The sequence below is a fragment of the Variovorax sp. W1I1 genome (assembly GCF_030815625.1).
In the GTDB taxonomy this organism is placed as follows: domain Bacteria; phylum Pseudomonadota; class Gammaproteobacteria; order Burkholderiales; family Burkholderiaceae_C; genus Variovorax; species Variovorax paradoxus_C.
Genome location: NZ_JAUSWZ010000001.1, coordinates 802,300 through 826,556 on the forward strand (window position 1 = coordinate 802,300; position 24,257 = coordinate 826,556).

The 24,257-nt window shown below is 65.1% G+C and carries 23 protein-coding genes; 6 read left to right on the forward strand and 17 right to left on the reverse strand.

The window, feature by feature from the left end; genetic code table 11:
* Nucleotides 1-132: 132 nt before the first annotated feature.
* From QFZ83_RS03960 to QFZ83_RS03995, 8 genes are all read right to left on the reverse strand, one after another.
* Complete coding sequence (locus tag QFZ83_RS03960; RefSeq protein ID WP_307502905.1) at nucleotides 133-987, reverse strand: SGNH hydrolase domain-containing protein; 855 nt, start codon at nucleotides 985-987, stop codon at nucleotides 133-135.
* 138 nt (nucleotides 988-1,125) lie between these two features.
* Nucleotides 1,126-2,064, reverse strand: coding sequence for an acyltransferase (locus QFZ83_RS03965; RefSeq protein ID WP_307502907.1), 939 nt, complete (start codon nucleotides 2,062-2,064; stop codon nucleotides 1,126-1,128).
* Between the two features lie 26 nt (nucleotides 2,065-2,090).
* Complete coding sequence (locus QFZ83_RS03970) at nucleotides 2,091-5,138, reverse strand: YjbH domain-containing protein (RefSeq protein WP_307502910.1); 3,048 nt, start codon at nucleotides 5,136-5,138, stop codon at nucleotides 2,091-2,093.
* Nucleotides 5,135-5,764, reverse strand: a complete 630-nt coding sequence (locus tag QFZ83_RS03975; RefSeq protein ID WP_307502913.1) for a YjbF family lipoprotein — start codon at nucleotides 5,762-5,764, stop codon at nucleotides 5,135-5,137. Before QFZ83_RS03975 ends, QFZ83_RS03970 begins: the two co-directional genes overlap by 4 nt.
* Before the next feature lie 135 nt (nucleotides 5,765-5,899).
* On the reverse strand, nucleotides 5,900-6,187 hold the full coding sequence (locus QFZ83_RS03980; protein ID WP_306880816.1) for a hypothetical protein: 288 nt from the start codon (nucleotides 6,185-6,187) through the stop codon (nucleotides 5,900-5,902).
* A gap of 10 nt (nucleotides 6,188-6,197) precedes the next feature.
* Nucleotides 6,198-7,037, reverse strand: coding sequence for a response regulator transcription factor (locus QFZ83_RS03985; protein WP_307502917.1), 840 nt, complete (start codon nucleotides 7,035-7,037; stop codon nucleotides 6,198-6,200).
* Between the two features lie 183 nt (nucleotides 7,038-7,220).
* The gene (locus tag QFZ83_RS03990; protein WP_013543039.1) at nucleotides 7,221-7,622 is read right to left on the reverse strand and encodes a phage holin family protein; all 402 of its coding nucleotides are present in this window, start codon (nucleotides 7,620-7,622) and stop codon (nucleotides 7,221-7,223) included.
* Nucleotides 7,616-8,017 carry a VOC family protein gene (locus tag QFZ83_RS03995; RefSeq protein ID WP_307502921.1) on the reverse strand — a complete coding sequence of 134 codons (402 nt, stop codon included), beginning with the start codon at nucleotides 8,015-8,017 and terminating at the stop codon, nucleotides 7,616-7,618. Before QFZ83_RS03995 ends, QFZ83_RS03990 begins: the two co-directional genes overlap by 7 nt.
* A 176-nt stretch (nucleotides 8,018-8,193) precedes the next feature.
* Between QFZ83_RS03995 and QFZ83_RS04000 the strand changes: the two genes are divergently transcribed.
* On the forward strand, nucleotides 8,194-9,609 hold the full coding sequence (locus QFZ83_RS04000) for a HAMP domain-containing sensor histidine kinase (RefSeq protein WP_306880812.1): 1,416 nt from the start codon (nucleotides 8,194-8,196) through the stop codon (nucleotides 9,607-9,609).
* Nucleotides 9,610-9,690: 81 nt separating this feature from the next.
* On the opposite strand, the gene QFZ83_RS04005 is transcribed toward QFZ83_RS04000, so the two are convergent.
* The 8 genes from QFZ83_RS04005 to QFZ83_RS04040 all read right to left on the reverse strand — a co-directional run bounded on the left by QFZ83_RS04005 (nucleotide 9,691) and on the right by QFZ83_RS04040 (nucleotide 17,701).
* Entirely contained in the window at nucleotides 9,691-10,287 is a 597-nt protein-coding gene (locus QFZ83_RS04005; protein WP_013543036.1) for a response regulator transcription factor, read from the reverse strand.
* Between the two features lie 75 nt (nucleotides 10,288-10,362).
* A complete protein-coding gene (locus QFZ83_RS04010) occupies nucleotides 10,363-11,694 on the reverse strand; it encodes a tryptophan--tRNA ligase (protein ID WP_307502924.1) in 1,332 nt (443 codons plus the stop codon).
* A 12-nt stretch (nucleotides 11,695-11,706) separates the two neighbouring features.
* Nucleotides 11,707-12,381 carry a site-2 protease family protein gene (locus QFZ83_RS04015; RefSeq protein WP_307502926.1) on the reverse strand — a complete coding sequence of 225 codons (675 nt, stop codon included), beginning with the start codon at nucleotides 12,379-12,381 and terminating at the stop codon, nucleotides 11,707-11,709.
* Nucleotides 12,382-12,427: 46 nt separating this feature from the next.
* A complete protein-coding gene (locus tag QFZ83_RS04020; protein WP_013543033.1) occupies nucleotides 12,428-13,063 on the reverse strand; it encodes an L-threonylcarbamoyladenylate synthase in 636 nt (211 codons plus the stop codon).
* Nucleotides 13,064-13,078: 15 nt separating this feature from the next.
* Complete coding sequence (locus QFZ83_RS04025; RefSeq protein WP_307502930.1) at nucleotides 13,079-14,056, reverse strand: DMT family transporter; 978 nt, start codon at nucleotides 14,054-14,056, stop codon at nucleotides 13,079-13,081.
* A complete protein-coding gene (locus QFZ83_RS04030; RefSeq protein ID WP_013543031.1) occupies nucleotides 14,053-14,910 on the reverse strand; it encodes a 3',5'-nucleoside bisphosphate phosphatase in 858 nt (285 codons plus the stop codon). Before QFZ83_RS04030 ends, QFZ83_RS04025 begins: the two co-directional genes overlap by 4 nt.
* 97 nt (nucleotides 14,911-15,007) lie before the next feature.
* Nucleotides 15,008-16,057 carry a transporter gene (locus QFZ83_RS04035; RefSeq protein WP_307502933.1) on the reverse strand — a complete coding sequence of 350 codons (1,050 nt, stop codon included), beginning with the start codon at nucleotides 16,055-16,057 and terminating at the stop codon, nucleotides 15,008-15,010.
* A gap of 9 nt (nucleotides 16,058-16,066) precedes the next feature.
* A complete protein-coding gene (locus tag QFZ83_RS04040) occupies nucleotides 16,067-17,701 on the reverse strand; it encodes an inorganic phosphate transporter (protein WP_307502936.1) in 1,635 nt (544 codons plus the stop codon).
* A gap of 155 nt (nucleotides 17,702-17,856) precedes the next feature.
* Between QFZ83_RS04040 and ppk2 the strand changes: the two genes are divergently transcribed.
* The 3 genes from ppk2 (at nucleotide 17,857) to QFZ83_RS04055 (ending at nucleotide 21,403) form a co-directional block, all read left to right on the forward strand.
* Entirely contained in the window at nucleotides 17,857-18,780 is a 924-nt protein-coding gene (ppk2, locus tag QFZ83_RS04045; protein WP_306880807.1) for a polyphosphate kinase 2, read from the forward strand.
* A 49-nt stretch (nucleotides 18,781-18,829) separates the two neighbouring features.
* Nucleotides 18,830-19,873, forward strand: a complete 1,044-nt coding sequence (locus QFZ83_RS04050; RefSeq protein WP_306880806.1) for a PHB depolymerase family esterase — start codon at nucleotides 18,830-18,832, stop codon at nucleotides 19,871-19,873.
* 78 nt (nucleotides 19,874-19,951) lie between these two features.
* On the forward strand, nucleotides 19,952-21,403 hold the full coding sequence (locus QFZ83_RS04055) for an MFS transporter (RefSeq protein ID WP_307502939.1): 1,452 nt from the start codon (nucleotides 19,952-19,954) through the stop codon (nucleotides 21,401-21,403).
* A gap of 48 nt (nucleotides 21,404-21,451) precedes the next feature.
* On the opposite strand, the gene QFZ83_RS04060 is transcribed toward QFZ83_RS04055, so the two are convergent.
* Nucleotides 21,452-22,309 (reverse strand): LysR family transcriptional regulator, encoded by an 858-nt coding sequence (locus QFZ83_RS04060; protein WP_306880804.1) that lies wholly within the window; start codon nucleotides 22,307-22,309, stop codon nucleotides 21,452-21,454.
* Between the two features lie 96 nt (nucleotides 22,310-22,405).
* Here QFZ83_RS04060 and QFZ83_RS04065 point away from each other — a divergent pair, with 96 nt between their 5' ends.
* Entirely contained in the window at nucleotides 22,406-23,719 is a 1,314-nt protein-coding gene (locus QFZ83_RS04065) for an aspartate aminotransferase family protein (RefSeq protein ID WP_307502942.1), read from the forward strand.
* Nucleotides 23,720-23,867: 148 nt separating this feature from the next.
* Nucleotides 23,868-24,197, forward strand: coding sequence for a nucleotide pyrophosphohydrolase (locus tag QFZ83_RS04070; RefSeq protein ID WP_306880802.1), 330 nt, complete (start codon nucleotides 23,868-23,870; stop codon nucleotides 24,195-24,197).
* Nucleotides 24,198-24,257: the final 60 nt, after the last annotated feature.

A 24,257-nucleotide genomic window follows, 5' to 3' on the forward strand; every position in this document is an offset into this window, starting at 1 on the left:
TACCAGATCTTACGAATACACGATGCGGGCAATGTCCTCATTGAATGCCCCAACATCGACGCCAGGCGCGACCCCCAATACGATGGCAGGTGGTGATGGGGAAGCGGCATTTCGATTGACGAAACCGCGCACTTACAGTGACTGCCCCCTCTGGAGCATGCCGCTCCCGACTAGCCTCGACCCAATGTCGTTCAGATGCAACTTGTCTCGATAAATCAACTTTCCGTCAATCACGGGACTGCACCTATCAGCTTGGCAAATAACCTGATTCGGGTCCACTATGTGGACTTGGGGAAAGCGAGCGGCGATCTCTTCGAAATATGCAGGTGGGCCCTGGCGTACCCCCTCGCAATTTCCGCTGGTCTCGTACATTGCATGACGGATGACGCAGCTACCCGCTCGATCGATTTCCTCATTGGTAACGATCAAGGTTACTTTGGCGCCGGTCTGCAGCACCTCCTCTATAGATGAAATAAGCTGTTCGCCGGTGCGCCCGCCCTGAGTCCAATTGCCAGCGAGCACCACGCGAGAATATTTGGCTGCTTTAATTTTTTCGTACACGGCCTTGTTTCGCTTCAGGCATTTTTCTTTGTACGAAGGCTCCTTGCCTGTGTCGTAGCCAAGGATTGGTGGGCAGCCATCCATCGTGTAGTCCATCAGTGAGATGCCTTGTGCCTTGGCCATGACATCGAGCATTCCCGTAAAGTGGTTTGCAACCGAATCACCTATCAGAATTCCATCCAATTCGGACTTCTCGGTGCCAAGCCTGCACTTTTTCTCGTTTGGGGGCGTGTCGTATAGGGCGGTAGGAACGTGGCAACCGCTACGTAGGATATTGGGCTTTGATTCCAGCGCGGTTTCGAACTCTACGACTCGTGGATCGAAGCGTTGCGGAAATCCTTTCGTATAGGCCGCCGCTGCACCTAACGAAACGAGCGCAATGACTGGAATGCAAAATCGCTGAGCAAAAACCATGGAGAATGACAACGAAACACCGGTCCGACGCATTGGCGTCTCTACGAACTTCCACGAAAGCCAAGACAGACCCACGGCCACAATGACCACGCCGGTGCCGACGATCGGGCTGATGACGATGTTCAGATAGTTGAGGTAGGCAATGATCGGCTAGTGCCACAGATACAGTGAATATGAGATCAGGCCGATGAAAACCATTGGTCGACTCAGTAAGAAACGCGACGATGTGAAGCGACCGCTTCCCGCCCAGATCAGCAGGGCAGCGCCGGCACATGGCCATATGGCCATGATTCCGGGAAACGGTGAAGACTTGCCGATGAGGGCCAGCGAGCCAATGATCAGTACGAACCCGGCCACCAAACTTATCTGCGACTGAAGTTTTGTTGTCGGCTGCACATGCACGATCAACAGGGCCAACACGCCCCCGATCATCAGTTCAAAGAATCTCGTGGGAAGCAAGTAATAGGCAGCCGACGCGGCAATGTTGACGCCCATTTGAGAGACCGCGATCGCCGCGATCGTGAGAATTCCAAAGATCGCCAGCACGTAGCGGCGGCTGAGCTTGAAGAGCAGGAGCGTGAGCAGGGGCCAGATCAGATAGAACTGTTCCTCTACGCCGAGCGACCACGTATGCAGCAGAGGCGCCTCGGCCGCATTGCCAGCGAAATAGCTGCCGTACTCTCGCCAGAAAAACACATTGGACAGGCCGATCATTGAATAGATCGAACTTTTGCCGAGCCTTACCAAATCGGAGGGAGATAAAAGCACTACCCCAACGAGAAGGCTCACAACGAGCACCAGCATGAGGACTGGAGCGATTCGATTGATACGCCGCTTATAGAACTGCTTGATAGAGAAATTGTCTTCGCAAATCTCCTTGCGAATCTGAGAGGTGATCAGGAAGCCCGAGATCACAAAAAAAATATCGACACCGATGAAACCGCCCGGCAGCACCGATGCGCTGAGATGGTTGATGAACACAGATATAACCGCGATTGCGCGCAGGCCGTCGATATCCGGGCGGTATTGTTTTGAAGTCATTGGGCTTGCAGCCAAACCTGTGGCCGATTTACGAGTGTGATCACTCATTGAAGAGAAACGTAAATCCAGTGGCTCTAGCGCGCATTCTCGAAATTGAGAATGTTGTCGCCGGCCTTCGGCTGATTGTTCTCCGGCGCCGCGAAGCTGAAAGCCTTCGGGTCGCGGACCGACGTCATGTCGTAGAGCGGGTTGATCCGCCCCAGCTTTGCACCGCCGTCGCGCGTCAACGGTGACCAGGTAAATCCGGCAGAGAACCTGCTGGACTTCGGCAGGAATGCATCGAACGGCACGGAGATGTAGATGCCCTTGTCGAAACTGCCTTCGCCGAATTGGGCCGCCGATACATTGGTCTTGGTTGCATAGACGCCAACCATCACGCCGTTGTCGAAACGTCGGCTGATGTCGAGCGTGACCCCGCGATCTCCGGCCAGGTATTGGCCGGCGCTGATCCTCGTCATCACACCGTTCCAACCCGTGTCCCAGTACAGCGTCGCATGGCCGGTGTTGACCTTGTAGTCGCGCAGACCGAAGTCTTGCTGGAAGTCGCGCTGGCGCACGTGGTTGATGTCGATGCCCAGGGCGAACTTGCTGCGCCATGGGCGATACAGCCATTCGGCACCCACGCCGGCGAACATCGATTCGAGGGCGCCGCCGTAAACGCTGTAGTACTGGTCTTCGCTCAGCCGGCCCACATGGGTCAGCTGGAACACCGGCATCGTCACCCGCGAGGTGGTGACGTATTCGCGTTGGAAGGTGCGCACGCGTGGAAGATTGCTGGGCGCGGTGTAGGTGAACTTGTCGAAGTTGTCCAGCAGGCGCCAGTTCAGCGCACCGTTCACCCATGTGCTCGGCGTGAAGCGGTATTCCGCCGTGGCCTGAACACCGATCTGGTAGAGCATGAAGGCATCGGGGCCGCCAATGATCTGCGAGAAGTACGGCGTCACGCCATAGGTGAACTTCTCGGTGCGGCGCTCCCATGGCGCCAATCCCGCGGTGTACTGCTGCTGCGCGGACGCGGTTGCCGCGTTGTCGGTGGTGGCGGCGGCGGTGGCGATCTTTTCCGGTGGCAGGAACAGCCGGTCTTCGCTCGCGTCCTGGTGCGGCGCGTAGTCGCGCTGGCTGGCTGCGCGCGCTTCGGCGGGCGACTGCGCCTGGTAGTGCTCGGCAACCCATTCGCCCCGATCGACGACCTGCGCATGCATCGCGAGGCCGCGCTCGTTGTAGTGCAGGATGAAGCTCTTGATCGACGCGGGCGAATCGCGATGCAGCACGGCAATGATCTGTTCGACCCGCGCCTGACGGTAGACGGTGTTGCTCTCGGTGATCCACACGTGCACGCCGCTGCCTTGCGGTGCGATGCGCTGGACCGTCCATTCGGTGCGGGCTTCGATCTCGGCCGCTGTCGACGCCCAGCCCGGCGGGTTTTGCGGCGCCTGAGGCGTGAAGCGGGGCTGGGGCGGATCGGCCGGCTTGGGTGCCCGCAGTGTTGCGACGTTGGTGGACAGCGTCACGCCGACCATCAGCTTGTTGCCGCGCTCCACGCCGGCGGAGAAGGCAACGCCAGGGGAGTAGCGGTACTCGAAGCCGATGTTGAAGGGTGTGCGCTGTTTCTGCTCGTTGCCGAACGGTTCGCTCTTGTAATCGTTGCCTTCATATTCGAGCTTGACCGTCAGCGGCTCCCATGGCGTGCGCCACTCCACGCCGCCGAACAGGGCGGCAGGTCCGCGGAAGTAAGTGCCGAAGTTGGTCTCGCCACCCGATACTGCGGTGATCCTGCGCGTTTCGAATCGACGGCTTATCAGGGTCAGTGGGTTCCGGATGTTGCCGCTGTTGCCGAGATATCCCCAGCCGATGCCGAGACTGAAGTCGAAATCGCCGTATCGCTTGTTCGCAACCAGGTACTCGGCGGAAAACAATCCGGTACCGCCGAGATCTCGAAAACCGAGCGCAATCTCAGGCACATAGGCGGACTCGCGCATGAGCCGCACCTTGAGGTCGATGCTCTTGTCCTTGGTGCTCTGGCCGGTGGTGCTGGCGGCGTAGGGCACGTTGCTGATCGATGTGTACCGAAAGCCGCCTTCCATCCAGTCCAGCGGCTGGAACATCACGTTCAGCCGGGTGTACGGCGAAACATGGGTGATCGATGTTCGAAAGTCGCCAGCCTGGCCCATGCGTGCGGTGGGCGTCTGGAGCAGGCCGGTCTCGCCCCAATCGTTGCTGCTGGTGCGAATGGCGTTGTACTGCGGTGCCACTTCGGGGCGCACGGAGACGGTGGTCGAGGGCGTGATCGTCGGCGCGGGAGCCGAAGGTTGCTGCGCTCCCGGTTGCGCGGAAACGCCCGCCGATGAAACGTCGCCTTGAGGCGAGGGGCCTTGCGTGGCGAGAAACTTGATGATCCCCTCGGAAGCGGCGACCAGGTCGGGCATCTCGCGGGGGGCCGCCCAGATCCACGCGCCTGGCGCAGGTTCGTCCGAAGGCTCGCTGTTCCAGGGGACCACGCCCACGCGGGCGGTTCGGCCATCCGGCTGCGCGACCCAGGCCCAGTCGGAGGGGCCTCGGGGCTCGCAGGCTGCCACGTAGTCCCAGGCGGTTCGGCCGGCCTCGTGCGTCACATGGCAAAGCTCTCCACTGGGGCGGACCACCGCGATGGTCTTCAGGTTCGGCGGCGCGGCAACCAGCTGCTGGCCAGCCGCCAGCACCGGGTCTTCTTCGGGATGCGCCTGCAGCCAGCGAGGGTCCACGATGCCGAGCGCCACCCGGCCTGTGATCGGCAAGGCCTGGAGCCAGGAAATCAGGCTCAGGCGATCGGCTTGTTCCGAACGCGGTGAGCGCCGGTTGATCGACTCGATGCGAACCAGCAGGGTGTTCTTGAGAAACTGCTGCGCCAGTCGTTCCTGCGGCACGCGCCATGCAAGGCCGGGAGAGGCGGCATCGGCGGGCTGGCGCAACAGCCAGGTGCTCAGGCGCTCGCCGGGGCGCACGTCGGCGTCATTCGTCGCCTCGGTCTTCGTAGCCGTGCTGAGTGGTTGCGCCGAGACGCCGAAACTTGCCGCCAGCGCGCACGCGATGGCCGCTCGACGAGGCCAATGCCGTTTGCCAATACCGCGAACCCAGGGAGTCATGTGCCGGAACTTGCCGATCTACCGGCCGCCGGTGCGGGGGGCGTCCATTGTTCGAAGCTCATGCAGAAGTCGCTGGTGAGGCACTGCTCTGAATACACGACCTGCGGTGCTCCCGAGGCGCTCGATATGCCGAAGCGAGCTGCAGGCAGTGAGGCCGTGGATGGGCGCGAGACGCTGCGCTCTTCGTACCAACGCAAGGAGGCGGGATTCGCGCCTGCGAGGAAGGTGTTCTGTGGTGGTGAGATGGGAGTTCGAACGATTTCGTCGCGAATTCCGAAGCGATAGCCCGGCATGAGATCACGCAGGCGCGTGTAGCTTTGGCCCGAGCCGCCTGAGGTGCTGGTCGCATCGGGAGTTGGCCATACAGGCAGTCCAGTGAATCGAACGTTTCGCCAGTCGGTGCTGAGCCCGGTAGTGCCCACGAGCTGCCCGTTCAGAAGCCTGACAATTTCACCGCTGCCGCTGTACCAGACTTCGACAGGGCCCTCGGCCCGCTGATCGATATAGCCGAGCACCATGAAAAGGGTGCGGTCACCGACCTGTGTCCGCAGATAGCGGTAGGCGGGATTGAAATCCGGCTGGGCCGCAGCTTGGCCCTTGTATACGAGCCGAGCGGCATCCAGCATGGCTGAAGACCCGGAGGAACAACCGCCAACGCCCAAATAAAACGTTGCCCAAAGGCAACGTTTTAAAAGTCGCGTGGCGAAACCAACGCGCGGAGCTCTCAGCGAATGCCCTCCCAGTGGGAGGGCACGCAGCATTTAACGCGTGCCGGTGGTGCCTGTGCCAGTACCGGTGCCGGGGATGATGACGAAGCCACCACCGCCGTTGCCACCGTTGCTGCTGGCGACTGCGACCAGCAGCGCGGTGCTGCCTGCAACAGCGCCCCATTGGCCGGGGGTCAGACCGCCGGTCGTTGCGGCGGTTGCGCCGGCTGCACCAGCGGGTGCGGGCGCCGGCGTCGTGTTGGTGGCGGGTGCCGGTGTTTGGGCAAATGCCGACGTAATTGCCAGGGAGGCAAGGGCGGCTGCGAGCTTGATCATCTTCATGGAAGTCCTCTCAAATTTCTTTGTGGTCGAGGGTAGCACGCCTCACAAGTGCGCCGCAACCCATTTCCCTCTCGTGGGCGTGTGCGAATGTGTAGCTTTTCGGGGTTGTTGAATCTGCCTTCATGGGCCTTTCCTGCGAGAGAGGGCGAGCCTGTACTTCCTCCTGCGGAGAAACCGTCTCAAGCCGATAGCCAAATCCGCGCAGGGCCGCCAGTAGAAAGCCATTTGCCGGGCGCAGATCGAGCTTGGCCCTCACGCGCGACAGATGCGTGTCCAGCGATCGCGAAAGCACCTCGAAATCGGCGCCCCAGATCGCTTGGTACAAGTGCTTGCGCGACAGCAGGCGTCCGGCGTTCTGAAAGAGAAACAGTGCCAGGTCGTACTCGCGGTTTCTCAGTTCGACCCGCACCCCGTTGAGCTTGACGGTGCGCCATGCCGGAAGAAACTGATAGGGCCCGAAGACGAGTTGGGGCTCGTGCAGCGCGGGGTAGGACCGGCGCAGCAGCCCGCAGATGCGCGCTTCGAGCTCCGCGTCGGAAATGGGCGCGATCAGGAAATCGTCGGCGCCGGCATGCAGGCTCATCGCCATCTCCGCGGCGTCGGACCTGTGCGTCGTGAAGAGAATCGGAAGGCGGTTGCCGCCAGCTCGTCGCAGTGCTTTCACCAGGGCCGGGCTGTCAAGGTTGGGCAAGCGCCAGTGAAAGATCAACAGGTCGAACCGCTGCGCCTCCACGGCCTGCAGGAGCAAGGCACCGTCCATGTATTCGTGGCATTCATGGCCGAGGTTCGTTGCGGTGTGGGCAACCAGTCGCAGCTGATCCCGCTCGTTGTCGAGTATTGCGATGCGCATTCCGTCCCTTTGCTTCACGCGCTCCTTTCGGAGGCGTGCCTCATCTTGGGCGAAGCGGCTTCCCGCGGCAATGCTTGCGAGCTTAAAAAAGGGAAGTAGCGCCAAACAGCCGTGATTTGATCGATGTTGACGACCGTATGGAACACAGTTCCATCAAAACCCGAGGAAAAGAGCTTGCGGAACTCAGAGCCAGTTGCCGCTCTGCGGCATCTGCACCTTCTCGGCCGGGTCGTCGCTGGTGACGAACGAGCCGATGACGATGCTCAGGAGCGAGATGAAGATGCTCGCGAAGAGCGCGGTCCAGAAACCCGAGACCTTGAAGCCCTTCACCAGCGCGGCCACCAGCAGGATCATCAGCGCATTGATGACCAGCAGGAAAAGGCCGAAGGTCACCAGCGTCAGCGGCAGCGTGAGCACGATCAGCAGCGGCTTCACGACCGCGTTGGCCAGTCCGAGCAGCAAGGCCGAGATCACCAGCGCGCCGGTGCCATCGAACTTGAGCCCGCGGAAGAGAAGGCTGGCGACCCAGAGCGAGACGGCGGTGATGGCCCAGTGGACGAGAAAGGGAGTGATGTTGTTCAGCATGTGATCGGTGGTGTGTGGCAGCAGACGCAGAGTTTGTTTCCGTCCGGATCGCGGAAGTACGCGCCATAGTAGTCCGGGTGGTAGTGCGGCCTGAGTCCGGGCGGGCCTTCGCAGCTGCCGCCGCTCGCCAGCGCTGCGGCGTGGGCGCGGTTCACGGTGGCGCGGTCGGCGGCCAGCAGCGCCACCATCTGGCCGTTGCCCTGCGTGGCCTCTTGGCCATCGAAAGGCGCACCGACCAGGAACAGGGGGCGCGGTGCATCGGGGCTTTGCCAGCCGGCCCATGGCTTCGTGTCGTCGCGAAAGCGCAGCTTCAGGCGCAGTTCGCCCATGAGCGCTGTGTAGAAACCGAAGGCGCGCTCGAAGTCGGTCACGCCGACGAAAACATGGGACAGCATGCGGTTGAGTTCCTTCTTGTTCGGCGAATCCGCGGATCTCTGCGGATTATCACGAGCAGAACTTCTGCGGTTACCTTGGGAAACATTGGATGGCAGCCCGTTAATATCGCCATCTCTCGGAGCCCTTGCAGGGGCCCATTTTCAATTGCCGGATAAGAACAAGGGGCCTGTGCCATATGGCCAATCCGTCGATCGCAAGCTTGACACCGGCACCGGCCTCGGCCGACGAGGCCGAATCGTGGGTGCGTGGCGAGCTGATCCGCAGCTTGATGCGCTCCTCGCGCAGCTCCTACATCGTTTCTGTTGCGCTCATCCCGGCCATGGTCGGGCTGAGCTGGGTCGAAGTGCCGCGCTGGGAGCTGCTCACGTGGCTGATGGCCGGCGTCATCGCCACGATTTGCCGGGCCTGGGGCTCGCATGTCTACACGGTGCGCTACGCCGGCCGGAGCTCCGCGGCGCAGCAACAGTTCACCGAGCGCTACGGCTTCATCTGGAGCACGACCGCGGTGGTGTGGGGGTCGTCGATCCTGCTGTTCTTCGAGCGCACGCCGCAGGTGAACCAGTTCATGAGCTGGCTGATCGTGGCCGGGGTGGCTACTTTTCCGCTCAACGGGCTCGCGCTGCATCCGCCGCTGCTCAAGCGCTACGTCAACACGCTCTTCATCACGATGCTGGGGGCAGTGGTGATCCGGCTTGTGAGCGTCAATTTGCACGCGCCGCAGTTCCATTACGGATACCTGATGCCGATCCTGCCGATGCTGCACTGGTTCCTGCTGCTGCGCGCGGGCCGCCACATCCATGAGACGGCGCGCAACAGCCTGGAGCTCCTTTTCCACAACCACATCCTGATCAAATCGCTCACGCAGCAGCGGCAGGCAGCGGTGTCGGCGGTGGCGATGAAGAACCGCTTCCTGGCCAGCGCCGCGCACGACATGCGCCAACCGGTGCTGGCACTTTCGCTGTACGCGGATTGGCTGCGCAACGAGCCCGAACTGGTGCTCGAGCTCGCGCCGAAGATCGTGCGCGCCACGCACGCGGTGAATGCGCTGTTCGATTCGATGTTCGACCTGGCGCGCATCGACTCGGGCCAGGTGCGGCTGCACATCGAGCGTGTCGACGTGCCAGAGCTGCTGCACGACCTGGAACTTCAGTACCGCCCGGTGGCCGAGAGCCGCGGCCTCGATTTCCGCGTGCACGTGACCGAGGGTTCCTTCCTCACCGACCCGATCCGCGTGCGCCGCATGATCGGCAACCTGCTGGCCAACGCCATCAAGTACACGACCGAAGGCGGCGTGCTGCTGGCCGCGCGGCAGACGCGCGACGGCATGCGCGTGGAAGTGTGGGACACCGGCATCGGCATTGCGCCCGAGCACCTGCGCGACGTCTTCCTGGAGTTCTACAAGGTGGCCGACCATGCCGGCACGTCCGACGGCTTCGGCCTCGGCCTCGCCATCGTCGCGCGGCTCTCGCACGTGCTGGGGCATCCGATCAGCGTGCGCTCGCGGCTGGGCAGCGGCAGCGTGTTCCGCGTGGCGCTGCACGACGCCGACGAGGCGGTGGCGCAGGCGCGCGTGAGCGCCTCCGGGGGCTGAAGAAAAAAGTACTGCGAGAAAGTGCGGCCCAAAGAAAACCGCGCACGAGGCGCGGTTTCGAAGAGTCAGTTTCTCGCCGGATCAGCCCGACAGAAGACCGTTGGTGCGGGCGTAGTGAAGCGCCTGCGTGCGGCTCTTCACACCGAGCCGGCGGAACAGGCGCCACAGGTGAACCTTCACCGTGTGCTCGCTGATCTCCAGGTCGGTCGCAATGTCGCGATTGCTCATGCCCTTGTCGAGCATGGCGATCAGCTGCGTCTGGCGCTTGGAGAGCTTGCTGCTCGCGAGCGGCGGCTCGTCGGCCTCTTCGGAGCCCGCCATCAGCAGGCCGCGCAGGGCGGCTGCCAATTCATTGGAGCTGGCCGACTTCTCGATGTAGGTGTCGGCGCCCGCTTCGATGCAGGCGTCTTCCATGTCCGCGGCCGGTGCCGCCGAATACACGGCGATCGGCACGTTGGGATAGACCTGCTTGACCGCGATCACGCCCGAGACGCCATTCGTGTCCGGAAGCTTCAGGTCCAGGCAAAAGAGGGTGGGCGCGCCACGCTGCTGCACCGAACTCGCGAGCTTGTCGAGCCGCTCGAGCTCGACGATGTTCTCGGCGGGTCGCAGGCGTCGCAACACCATCACGATCGCGTCGCGCATCAGGGGGTGGTCGTCGATGACATAAATGCTCATGTTTTCTTCCTTTGTGATCGCACCGTCTTCTCTCGTCTCGCTCACCGGCGGATAAGCCGATGGGCCCTTGCCGGTTCAACTTCCATCTGTGGTCTTCGTTGCTTCCGCCAATGCCTCCAGCGCCTCTGTCACGGCGCGTGATTGTTCTGTGTCGATGGGCTCGAGTTGCGCCGCCAGCGTCGCCAGTGCCGCACCGCGCTCGGCCTGCAGGAGCGCGATGCTACGGCCGGCTTCCTGCGGCGACGCAAATCCACGGCTCTGCAGCAGGGTTTCGCCGCGCGCATCGAGAAGCTTGAAATAGAAGAGCCCGTCGCCGCGTTCGCGGTACTGCTTGAAGCTGGGCTTCGCAACCTTGGCCGCCTTGGAGTTGCCCTTGTCGCGGCCCGCCGCGAGGTTGCGCAGGCCCACCGCGTGGCGCAGGCGCGTCATGAAGGGCTGCGACAGCGCGCTGGCCTTCTCGGCGCCGATGAGCAGGATGCGCTCGATCTCCGCCGGGTCGCTCATCAGCGCTTCATAGCGCTTGCGCAGCGGTGCCACTTCGACTTCGATCCGCTCGAACAGCAGTTGCTTGGCGTCGCCCCAACCGATGCCGTCGGCATAGGCCTTGCGAAGCATCTCGGTCTCCTCGGCATCGGCAAAGGCCTGGTAGATCTGAAAGAGCGCCGAGCCCTCTGTTTCCTTGGGCTCGCCGGGCGCGCGCGAGTCGGTCACGATGCTGGCGATCTGCTTTTGCAGGTACGCGCGCGACGCGAACAGCGGGATCGTGTTGCCGTAGCTCTTGCTCATCTTGCGGCCGTCGAGGCCGGGCAGGGTGGCGACGGCGTCGTCGATCTCGGCCTCGGGCAGCGTGAAGTGCTCGCCGTACTGGTGGTTGAAGCGCTGCGCCATGTCGCGCGCCATCTCGATGTGCTGCACCTGGTCGCGGCCCACGGGCACCTTGTGGGCGTTGAACATCAGGATGTCCGCGCCCATCAGCACCGGGTACATGAAGAGGCCGGCGGTCACGTCCGCGTCGGGGTCCTCGCCCTTGGCGATGTTCTTGTCGAGCTGCGCCTTGTAGGCGTGGGCGCGGTTGAGCACGCCCTTGCCGGTGACGCAGGTGAGGAACCAGGTGAGTTCGGGAATCGCGGCGATGTCCGACTGGCGGTAGAAGGTGACGCGCTCCGGGTCGAGCCCGCAGGCCAGCCAGCTCGCGGCGATCTCGAGCGTGGAGCGCTGGATCACGGCCGGGTCTTGTACCTTGATGAGCGCGTGGTAGTCGGCCAGGAAGAAGAAGCTCTCGACACCGGGCGCGACGCTCTGCCGCACCGAGTGGCGGATCGAGCCGACGTAGTTGCCGAGGTGGGGCGTGCCCGACGGGGTGATCCCGGTCAGGACGCGCAGCGGAGCGGAAGAAGACGAGGCCATGGAACGACAGACTTAGAGCAGCAATGCCTTGAGCGGCGTGATGATGAGGTTGATGACGAAGTAGCCGGCGTCCATCAAGGGGCGCAGCCAGAAAGTGCTGACGACGCCCGCAATGACCAGGCCCATCACGATGAAGAAACCGTAGGGCTCGATGCGCGCGAGGAAATTCTGCGCGGGCCCGTTGGGCAGCAGACCTGCCAGCACGCGGCCGCCATCGAGCGGAGGCAGCGGAAACAGGTTGAAGGCCCACATCACGAGATTGACCAGGATGCCGCCACGCGCCATCTGGATGAAAAAGTTTTCATTGTCGAAACCGGCCGCAGCCAACACCACGAACAGCAATGCCCAGAGGATGGCCTGGATGAAGTTCGACACCGGCCCCGCGAGCGCCACCCAGATCATGTCGCGCTTGGGATGACGCAGCCGCCCGAAGTTCACAGGCACCGGCTTCGCATAGCCAAAGAGGAATGCCCCCGAGGTCGCGAAGTACAGCATCAACGGCATCAGGATGGTCCCGATGGGGTCGATGTGTTTCATTGGATTGAGGGTGACCCGGCCCATCACCTCGGCGGTGTTGTCTCCGAAGTGGCGGGCCACATAGCCATGGGCCGCTTCGTGCACGGTAATCGCGAAGATCACGGGCAGTGCGTAGATGAGTACGGTCTGTATGAGATTGGAAATATCCACTGGGCGATTGTGTCAGACGTGCATTAGTTATCGGTTCCAACTTCTTTCAGAGACCGAGCACCGCAAGCGCTCCGCGTCCCTGCCGCACCACGACCGGATCGTCGCCCGTGCCCATGGGCGTGAGGTCGACCACGGTGGTCGGCTGCGAGGGGCAGGCGCCGGCATCGATGACCGCGCCGATCTGCTTTTCGAAGCGCTCGCGAATGGTCTGCGCGTCGTTCAGCGCCTCGGTCTCGCCGGGCGCGATCAGCGTGGTGGCCAGCAGTGGCGCGCCGTGCAGCGCGAGCAGTTCCAGCAGCACCTTGTGGTCGGGCACGCGCAGGCCGATGGTCTTGCGCTGCGGATGGCTCACGCGGCGCGGCACTTCCTTCGTCGCTTCGAGCAGGAAGGTGTAGGGACCGGGCGTCGCCGCCTTCAGCAAACGGTATTGTTTGTTGTCGACGCGCGCGTAATTGGCCAGTTCGCTGAGGTCGCGGCACAGCAGTGTGAGATGGTGCTTCTCGTCGACCTGGCGGATGCGGCGCAGCTGGTCGACGGCGTCCTTGTCGTCCAGGTGGCAGGCCAGCGCGTAGCTGGAGTCGGTGGGCACGGCCACGATCTCGCCGCGCGCGAGCAGCGTCACCGCTTGCTTGAGCAGCCGCTGCTGCGGGTTCTCGGGATGGACTTCGAAGTACTGGGCCATGAAACTATCTCCTGATCAGGATTCCGCCGGTTCGATGGGCACGCGGCGCTCGCGCACCGTGAGCCACGCACCGGCGGCGCCGCAGACCGCGATCATCGAGATGCCGATGAGCGAATAACGGTCGGGCACTTGCAAAAAAACAAGCCAGCCGCCCAGCATGGCAAAGGCGATCTGTGCATACAAATACGGCGTGAGCGTGGAGGCCGGCGCGCGCTGGTAGGCGAGGATCAATATGAAATGACCCACTGTGCCCATGAATCCCATGAGGCACAGCAGCGCCCACCATTCCCATGAGGGCAGGGCGGTCCACACGAAAGGCAGCGCGAGCGACGCAATGAGCGCGCCGACCCAGCCGGTATAGAAATGCATCGTGAGCGGGTTCTCGGTCTGCGCGAGCTTGCTGGTGAGCACCTGGAACCAGGCGTTGGTCAGCACCAGCCCGATCGGCAGCAGGATCGCCCAGCTGAAAGCTTCGCCGCCGGGCCTGAGGATCACCAGCGTGCCGATGAAGCCGCCCGCCACCAGCGCCCAGCGCAGCGGCGAGACATATTCCTTGAGCGTGGTCGCTGCGAGCAGCGTGATGACCAGCGGCGCGATCAGCACGATCGAGGTGAACTCGGCCAGCGGCATGTAGCGCAGGCTCAGGAAAGCCAGCGTGCTCGACACCAGCAGCAGCGCGCCGCGCAGCAACTGGTAGCGCGGATGCTGGGTGCGCAGCAGCGCCGTGCCGTGCAGCGGCAGCAGCACCGCGGTGGTGGCGACGGCCTGGAAGGCATAGCGAAACCACACGCCCATCAAGATCGGCACGCCGGCAGTCGACGCCTTGGTGGCCGTGTCGAGGGTGGCGAAGCAGGCCACCGCGACGAGCACCAGGCCGATGCCCGCGAGGATGCGTTCGGATTCCTTGCTGCGGCTCGTTTGCTGCGCGGCGCGTGCATTCGCGAGTGCAGCGCCGGCCGCGCTGTCGATGCCGGGCCCTGGGCTCTGGCTCACTGCTGGATGCGGTGGCCGAGCAGTTCCCACACCGGCGTGAGGGCGCCAGGCAACGGTGGCAGCTTGCCGAGATCGCAGTGGCTCTCGTCGGGGCTGTGGAAATCGCTGCCGCGGGATGCGGCGAAATCGAACTCGAGCGCCTTGTCGGCGTACTCGACGTATTCGGCCGGGGTGTGGCTGCCGGTGACGACCTCGATCGCCCGGCCGCCATGCGCCTTGAATTCGAGGAACAGCGCGTACTCCTCGTTGGCCGTGAACTTGTAGCGGCCCGGATGCGCGATCACGGCCATGCCCTTGGCAGCGGTGATCCAGTGCACCGCGTCCTTCAGCGAGGCCCAGCGGTGCGGCACGTAGCCGGGCTTGCCTTCGGTGAGGAACTTGCGGAACACCTCGGGCGTATCGCGGCAGTGGCCTTGCTCGACGAGGAAGCGCGCGAAGTGCGTGCGCGAAATCAATTCGGGATTGCCGACGAACCTGAGCGCGCCTTCATAAGCGCCGTGGATGCCGACCTTGGCCAGCCCCTCCGACATTTCTTGCGCCCGCTTGCCACGGCCGCCGCGCGTGTCGTAGAGGCCTTGCGTCATCGCGGCGTCGTCGGGGTCGAAGCCCAGGCCGACGATGTGCACGGTTTCGTTCGCGAAGGTCACCGAGATCTCGGTGCCGGTGAGGTAGCGCATGCCGTTTTCGCGCGCCGCAGCGGCTGCGCGGTGCTGGCCGCCAACCTCGTCGTGGTCGGTGAGGGCCCACAGCTCGACCCCGTTGGCGGCTGCGCGTGCAGCCAGCGCTTCAGGCGTCAATGTGCCGTCGGAGACCACGGAATGGCAGTGAAGATCGGCATTGAGAATGGAGGACACCCCGCCATTCTAGGGGGTCTGGATCACCGATGCGGGCGCATGGATGCTGCCTAAGACGCTACTAAATAAATAGCATTAACGCGCCGCCGCACGCGGCTCAGCGCTTCTTGCGGAATGCTGCCCACGCCGCCACCGCGGTAAAGCTCGCAACGATTGCCACCACGATCCAGAAGCCGTGCTTGTGCTCCGCGAGCGGAATGCCGCCCACGTTCATGCCGAACAGGCCCGCGAGGATGTTGATCGGCAGCGCCAGCACCGTCACCACCGTCAGCACGAAGAGGCTGCGGTTGTTGTCCTCGTTGACGTTGGCTGCGATCTCTTCCTGCAGCAGCTTGATGCGCTCCTGCAGCGCCTGCATGTCGCGCAGCACCACCGAGAACTCCTCGGTCGAGCCGCGCAGCTCCTGCACATCGGGTTCGGCCATCCAGGCAGGCGGGCCTTGCAGCAGACGAAAGAGGGCGGCCGGCTCCGGCGCCAGCAGGCGCTGCAGCCGCACCAGCAACCGCCGCAGCACGCCGAGCCGCGCACGCTTGTGGTCGAGGCGCCCAGCGAGCAGTTCGTCCTCGATGCGGTCGATGCGCGAAGTGACGCCGCGCACGATCTTCACCAGCACGTCGGCCTGCGCGCGCAGCAGGTGTTCGAGCAACTCGGTGCTGGAGCGTGGCGCGTCGCCCGCCTTCACTGCGGTGCGCAGCGCATCGACCGAGCGCAAGGGTTTCGTGCGCGCCGTGACCACGAGGCGCGGGCCCACGCTGATCCACAGCGTGGAAATGTCCGACGGCTCGAAGCTGAACTCGAAGTGCACGTCGTTGATGACCGCGATCAACGAGTCGTCCGCACGCTCGATGCGCGTGGAGGGCAGGCCCTCGTGCAGCGTTTCGTAGAAGGTGTCGGAGAGATTCGCGTGCCGCACGAGCCAGCGCTCAGCCTGTGCGTGACTCAAATTGAAGTGCAGCCACACATACGCACGATTGCCGTCATCGACAACGCTGTCTTCGGGCTGCGCGCCGAGCCACGCCGCCGCCTGCGCCGAATCGATGGACCGTGCAGGCTCCGGCGCCGCGGCGTCGAAAAGGTAGCCGCAGATCAGCCCGGCTTCGTCGCCCCCATATGACTGGGCGGCGAGATCATGAAATGCCGACGACAAGGTGCGTGATCAGAAAAGACGGGTGAAGAGCCAGTAGAGCGAGCCCGACAGCAGCATGGCCACCGGCAGCGTCAGCACCCAGGCGAGTGCGAGGTTGCGCAGCGTGGACATCTGCAGGCCCGAGCCGCTGGCCGTCATGGTGCCGGCCACGCCGGAGGAGAGCACGTGCGTGGTCGATACCGGCAGGCCGTACATGTCGGCCGCGCCGATGGTGAGCATCGCCACCACCTCGGCCGACGCGCCCTGCGCGTAGCTCAGGTGCGTCTTGCCGATCTTCTCGCCCACGGTGACCACGATGCGCTTCCAGCCGATCATCGTGCCGAGGCCGAGCGCGATGGCCACGGCGATCTTGACCCACAGCGGAATGAAGCGCGTCGCATCGTCCAGCTCCTGGCGGAACGCGCCGACGCGCAGCCTGGTCTCGTCGTCGAACTTCGCGGCGCCACTCTTGTCGAGGTGGCGAATGGCTTCGGAGGCCAGGTACATGTCGTTGCGCACGTTGGCGACGGCCTCGGCCGGCACCGCGGCAAGGGAGCCGTGCTTGCGCACCTGCTCGCCGATGCTGCCGGCAGTCGCGGCCAGTGCGGGCACGACCTTGTCGTTGAACTCGCGGGTGCGCACATACGTGGAGAGCGCATCGCGCGCCGCGGCCGGCGCCAGCGCGGGCAGCGAGGTCGGTACGTTGCGGTTGAGCGCGTTCTGCGTCATCTCGGCGACGGCGACGAACTTCACCGTTTCGTTCGCGGGCATCGTGCGGTTCAGCGCGTAGGCCATCGGCACCGTGCCGACCAGGATCAGCATGATCAGGCCCATGCCCTTTTGCCCGTCGTTGGAGCCGTGCGCGAACGACACGCCGGTGCAAGTGAGGATCAACAGGCCGCGAATCCACCACGGCGGCGGCGTGCTGCCCTTGGGCTCTTCATACAGTGCGCGGTTCTTCACGAAGGCGCGCAGCGCGAGCAGCAGCAGCGCCGCGCAGCCGAAGCCCACCATCGGCGAGAGCAGCAGCGAATAGCCCACCTTGGTCGCCTGCGCCCAGTCGACGCCGCTGGTGCCGTCGCGCCCATGCATGAGCGCGTTGGCGATGCCCACGCCGATGATCGAGCCGATCAGCGTGTGCGACGACGACGCCGGCAGCCCGAGCCACCAAGTGCCCAGGTTCCAGATGATCGCGGCGATCAAAAGCGCGAACACCATCGCGAAGCCTGCGCCCGAGCCCACCTGCAAGATGAGCTCCACCGGCAGCAGCGCGATGATGCCGAACGCCACCGCGCCGCTGGACACCAGCACGCCCAGGAAGTTGAAGAAGCCCGACCACACCACCGCGAAGTTGGGCGGCAGCGAGTGTGTGTAGATCACCGTGGCCACCGCATTGGCCGTGTCGTGGAAGCCGTTGACGAACTCGAAGCCCAGCGCAATCAGGAGCGCCACGCCCAGCAAGATATAGGGCACCCAGGTCGTCATGGGCGCGCCCGAGGCCGTGACGTCGCCCACCAGGCTCCACGCCGTGAAGAGCAGGCCCGCGGCCAGGAGGCCCACGAAGGTGATCAGCGTGATCGGACCGGGCTTGGCGTCGAGCTTGGGCCGGTGCGCCGCGGCGGGCGCGGCCGGCATCTCCGTGGTCGGGGCGGCGAGCGTGTTCATGGGCGTTTTTTTGCTGTTGGAGTGGCTGCCCATGGTGTTCGCGGCATATGACAACGGCGTGTCGGCCTACGAAAACCCGCCGCCAAATCGTCACGCCGCAGTCATATGGGGCGTGCAGCATGCTTTTTTCTTCCCCCACTTCTTCCTTCCTCATCATGCTGACGAGCGCCCTTCCAGACCACGAAGACCTGATGCAACGCATCGCCCGCGACCTGATCGACAGCTACGACGAAGAGCTCGAGCTGGAGATCGAAGACCGCAACATCGACGGGCTCGACGCCGCCAGCGTCAACACCCAGACCGACAAGGCGGCCCGCCAGGCTTATTTCAGGGAGCTCTTCCGCCTGCAGGGCGAACTCGTCAAGCTGCAGGACTGGGTGCAGCACAGCAAGCAGAAGGTCGTCATCCTGTTCGAGGGCCGCGATGCGGCGGGCAAGGGCGGCGTCATCAAGCGCATCACGCAGCGGCTGAATCCGCGCGTGGCCCGCGTGGCCGCGCTGCCCGCACCGAACGACCGCGAACGCACGCAGTGGTACTTCCAGCGCTATGCCGCGCACCTGCCGGCGGCCGGCGAGATGGTGCTCTTCGACCGCAGCTGGTACAACCGCGCCGGCGTCGAGCGCGTGATGGGTTTCTGCAGCGACGACGAGTACGAGGAGTTCTTCCGCACCGTGCCCGAGTTCGAGAAGATGCTCGTGCGCTCGGGCATCAAGCTCATCAAGTACTGGTTCTCCATCACCGACGACGAGCAGCACATGCGCTTTCTCGGCCGCATCCACGATCCGCTCAAGCAATGGAAGCTGAGCCCCATGGACCTGGAGAGCCGCCGTCGCTGGGAGGAATACACCAAGGCGAAAGAAATCATGCTGGAGCGCACCCACATCCCCGAGGCGCCGTGGTGGGTGGTGCAGGCGGTCGACAAGAAGAAGGCGCGGCTGAACTGCATCAGCCATCTGCTGGGACAACTGCCCTACCAGGAAGTGGCGCATCCGCCGGTCGAACTGCCCGAGCGCGTGCGCCATGACGACTACCTGCGCCAGCCCGTGCCCGCCAACATGATCGTTCCCGAGATCTATTGAGGGCTCGGCGGCCGTTTGGCCGCCCGGCGCTTTGCCTGCACACTGCGCCATGGCCCGTCGTTCCACCGCTTCCGTCTTCGCCCGCGCCTACGAGCGCAACCTGAAGGCGCTCACCAAGATCACGCTCAGCAACAGCAAGCGTGTGGCGGGCCAGGTGCAACGTGCGACCGCCAAGCGCTTGAAGCCGCCGCCCGGCAAGGGTGACTGGCTCAGCGGCATGGCGATCGGTGCGGGCGGGGCGCGCGGCTATCACCTGTTCCGCCCCGCGGGCCTGCTGCTCAAGCCCGGCGAAAAGCTGCCGCTCATGGTCATGCTGCATGGCTGCGGGCAAACCGGCCGGGACTTCGCGGCCAGCACGCGCATGAACGCACTGGCGGCACGCCAGCGATTCCTGGTGCTCTACCCAGAACAGGATCGGCTCGCGCATCCCCAAGGCTGCTGGAACTGGTACGAGCGCCGCTCCGGCAAAGCCGACGCGGAGGCCGCGACGCTGATGGCCGCGGTCGACCAGGCCTGCATGCTCTATCCGGTGGACCGCGAACGCATCGCACTGGCCGGCCTCTCGGCCGGCGCCAGCATGGCGGCGCTGGTGGCCACGCGCTATCCGCAGCGTTTTCGCGCCGTCGTCATGCATTCGGGCGTGGCGCCCGGTGCCGCGAAGTCGTCGGCCACCGCGCTCGGCGCGATGCGCGGCCAGAACGTGCCGCCGATGCCCGTCACCGCGGTCGGCAAGGCGATGGGCGCCGCGGCCGTCTTCGCGACCCTGCCGCCGATGCTCGTGCTGCACGGCGATGCCGATGCGGTGGTCGCGCCCAGCAACGCCGTCAACAGCGCGGCCGTGTGGGCTACGGCGATGGGCGCGCGGCCCGGCTTGCCGCGCGACGTGCAGCGCGGCAAGCGCCGCCCGATGCGCGTGACCGATTTCAAGCGCAAGGGCCGCACGGTGGTCTCGCTGTGCGAAATCGCGGGACTGGGGCATGCGTGGAGCGGCGGGGCGTCGAAGCTGCTGTTCAGCGATGCGGCCGGGCCCGATGCCACGCGCATGACCTGGGCGTTTGCGATGACGCAGTTCAAGCACGCGGCCAAGGCCTGACGAGAACCGGGCGCGGATGGCCATGACCTCCGAGGTCATTGCCGCACGGCGGGCCGCGGATGAACACTGGCACGCACCATGTCGTCATCCTGCATCGCCGCTGCCTCAGCCCCGTCGTCTTCTTCTTCTTCCATTGCGCGCCCCGGCCCGCTCGGCCTGTGGGTCATGCTCAGCGGCACCTTCCTGGTGGTGCTGGACTTCTTCATCGTCAATGTCGCGCTGCCCTCGATGCAGCGCGAGCTGCTCGCGAGCACCGCGACCTTGCAGCTGGTGGTGGCCGGCTACGGCCTGGCCACCGCCGCGGGCCTGATCACTGGCGGCCGGCTTGGCGACCTCTTCGGCCGGCGCCGCATGTTCATGCTCGGCCTGCTTCTGTTCACGCTGGCTTCGGCCGCATGCGGCGTCGCGCCGAATGCCGAGTTGCTGGTGGCGGCCCGCGTGCTGCAGGGACTGGCGGGTGCGCTGCTGCAACCGCAGGTGCTGGCGATGATCGGCCTGGCCTACACCGGAGAAGACCGTGCACGCGCCTTCGCGGCCTACGGGCTCGCCCTGGGACTCGGCGCCACGCTGGGGCAACTTGTGGGCGGGCTGTTGATTCATGCCGAACTGGCGGGGCTCGGCTGGCGCAGCTGCTTCCTCATCAACGTGCCCATCGGCCTCCTGGCCCTGGTGCTGGCACCGCGTGTGATTCCGCCGTTGGCGAACAGCAGCACCAGCAGGCTCGACCTGGTCGGCATGCTGCTTGTGGCGGCCGGTTCGGTGGCCGTGGTGCTGCCGCTGGTCGAAGGGCGCGAACAGGGCTGGCCTCTGTGGAGCTGGCTGTGCCTCGCGGCCGCAGTGCCGCTGCTGGCCGCATTCGCATTCCAGCAGCGCCGCCTGGCTGCGGCGGCCGGCGCGCCGCTGGTCGCACCTGCATTGCTTGCGAACCGCCGCTTCGTCATGGGACTTCTCACCACGTTGGCCTTCTACGTCGGCAACGCGTCGCTGTACTTCGTGCTGGCGCTCTACCTGCAGCAGGGCCTGGCGCTGGACCCGCTGAGCTCGGGCATCGTCTTCACGTCATTGGCGATCGGTTTCTTCGCAACCTCGATGGCCGGCGCGCGCCTGGCACGCCGCTTCGGCGGCAAGCCGCCGATCGCCCTCGGCGCGCTCGTGCTCGCAGCGGGGCATGCGCTGCAGTTCGTCAACGTGGCGGGATGGGTCGGCCACACGCATGTGGTCGCCGTGATGGTGCCGTTGCTGCTGGTGCAAGGCGCGGGGCTCGGCATGGTGATGGCGCCGCTGGTGTCCACCGTGCTCGCCGGGTTGCCGCCGCAGCATGCGGGCGTGGCGTCGGGTGTGCTGTCGATGGTGCAGCAGGCGAGCAACGCGTTGGGCGTCGCGCTGATCGGCATCCTGTTCTATGGCCGGCTGGGCAGCGCGCCGGATGCGGCCAGCTACGACGCCGCATTCGGTATCGCGCTGCTGTATCTCACGGTGTCGGCGTTGGTGGTGGCGGTGCTGCATCGCAGGGCAGCGCGCCAGCACTGACCGCGAGCGGCCGACCGGCGAGATCACGAACCCGTCGACCGAAAACCTTCAAGCCGCCGGAAGAAACTTCCTGACATGCGCCGCGAACGCCGCCGTCAACGCCGTGGGCGCCTCGCGATCAAACGCCAGCGTGACGCCGACGCTCGGCAGCTCGGGGAATCCCTGGTCCGGCGTGAGGATCTGCAGGTCGTCGGGAACGGCCGTGCGCGTCAGCACGATGACGGCCTGCCCCGAGCGCGCCATGCCGACCAGGCCCGAGAGGCTGCTGCTGGCGTACGCGAGCCTGTAGGCGCGGCCCGCGGCTTCCAGGGCCTGCCGCGGCAGCCGGTGGTCCAGTGCATCCGGTGCGCCCAGCGCCAGCGGCAGCGGGTCGAGCGACGCGGCGGCGCCGTCGCGGTGCGCCACCCACACCAGCGGCTCGCGGCGGATCACGTTGTCGCCGGCGGCACCACCCGGCACGGACACCAATGCCAGGTCGACCGCGTGCCGCGCCAGCAGCTCGTGCAGCCGCGGCGTCGGCGCGCACATCACTTCCAGTTGCACGCGCGGATGCAGGCTCGCAAAGCTCTGCAGCAGGTACGGCAGGAAGACGACGGCATAGTCGTCGGGGCAACTGAAGCGCAACACGCCGGACAGTTGCTCGCCGCGCAGTTCGGCCAGCGCTTCGTCGTGCTTGCGCAGCAGTTCGACCGCGCGAACGAGGAGCCGCTCGCCGGTCGCGGTGAGCGTGACGCCACGGCCGGTGCGGTGCAGCAGCGGCTGCTCGACGATGCCTTCGAGCCGTTGCATCTGCATGCTGAGCGCCGACTGCGTGCGACCGACGCGGAGCGCCGCCTGGCCCAGCACGCCCGTCTCGGCGATGGCGACGAAGCTGCGCAGAAGGTCGATGTCCAGCGACTGGCTCACGGCATGAATTCTCCTGATAGCTGATGTCAAAACAATTCGCTTCCCGGCGGGTGCGCCGCTGCGTAATGTGCGTCATTTTGATCGGCACGCATCCATATGAGCAGCAACGACGACCCCAGGTTCTGGCAACAGGCGAAGCAACGTCTGGTGCGCTACGGCGGCAGCTTCGAGCCCTTGATCATCGAGCGCGCCGAGGGCTGCTTCGTCTACGACGCCGATGGCCGCGGCATCCTCGATTTCACCTCCGGCCAGATGAGCGCGCTGCTTGGGCATTCGCATCCCGACATCGTGGCGGTGGTCACGGAGCAGATCCGCTCGCTGGACCACCTCTTCAGCGGCATGCTGTCGCGGCCGGTGGTGGCGCTCGCCGCCGAAATCGCGCGGCACGCGCCGCCCGGGCTGGAGCGCTGCCTGCTCTTGAGCACCGGTGCGGAGTCGAACGAAGCGGCGCTGCGCATGGCCAAGCTCGTCACAGGCCGGCACGAGGTGGTGGCCTTCACGCAGTCATGGCATGGCATGACCGGCAGCGCGGCCGCGGCCACCTACAGCGCCGGGCGAAAGGGCTACGGTCCGGCGGCAGCAGGCTCGTTCGCCATCCCGGCGCCGAACGCCTACCGCCCGCGCTTCACGACCGTGGAGGGCGCGCTCGATTGGCGTCGCGAACTCGACGACGGCTTCGAGCAGGTCGACCGCCAGTCCACCGGCGCGCTCGCCGCCTTCATCGCCGAGCCCATCCTCAGCAGCGGCGGCATCCTCGAACTGCCGCCGGGCTACATGGCGGCGCTCAAGAAGAAGTGCGAGGAGCGCGGCATGCTGCTGATCCTCGACGAGGCGCAGACCGGCGTCGGCCGCACCGGGCTGATGTTCGCGTGCGAGCGCGACGGCGTCGCCCCCGACATCCTGACGCTCTCCAAGACGCTGGGCGCCGGCCTGCCGCTGGCTGCGATGGTGACGACCGCCGCGATCGAGGAAGAGGCCCACGCGCGCGGCTTCCTGTTCTATACGACCCACGTCTCCGACCCGCTGCCGGCGGCAGTCGGCCTGAAGGTGCTGGAGGTCGTGGAGCGCGATGGGCTGGTCGAACGGGCGCGCGTCGCAGGCGAGCGCCTGCAAAAGGGATTGCAGACGCTGCAGTCGCGCCATGAATGCATCGGCGACGTGCGCGGCCGCGGCCTGCTGCTCGGGCTGGAAGTCGTCGCGAGCCGCGAGACCCGCGAGCCGGCCTTCGAGCTCGGCGAGGCCGTCACACGCGAATGCATGAAGCTTGGGCTGAGCATGAACATCGTGAAGCTGCCGTCGATGGGTGGTGTCTTCCGCATCGCGCCGCCGCTGACGATCAGCGACAGCGAGATCGACCTGGGCCTGGAGCTGCTCGACAAGGCGATCGCGACGGCGGTGCGGGGGGCATAGCGGACGGATAGAGATCTATCTGCCTGCGTCGGTACACCCTCGACCTGGCTCCGCTGTTACGGGGAGGCATCGCCGCCGCCGCCTCCGGCTAGGATGGCTTTCCCCCAGAGCGACCGCCGCAAGCGGGTCGCCGAACCTCAGGTGCGCCATGGAATCCGAACTGAAATCGCTGGTCCAGGCCCTGCGCGACTTTGCGCAGGCCCGGGCCTGGGAGCCTTATCACTCCCCCAAGAACCTCGCCTCGGCGCTGTCGGTCGAAGCGGCCGAACTGCTCGAGCATTTCCAGTGGCTCACCGAAGCGCAGAGCCGGTCGCTCGACCCCGCCAAGCGTGCGGAGGTCGGCGCCGAGATGGCGGACGTGTTCCTCTATCTGCTGCAGCTCGCCGACAAGCTCGACATCGACCTGATCGATGCGGCGCGGCGAAAGATGATCGTCAACGCGCAGAAGTACCCGGCTCCCGTCGATCCGCCCGCCTGAGTACCTCCGTGTACGCCACCCGGCGTATTTCCCCTTCTTGGTGCATTCCGCAGACTCCCC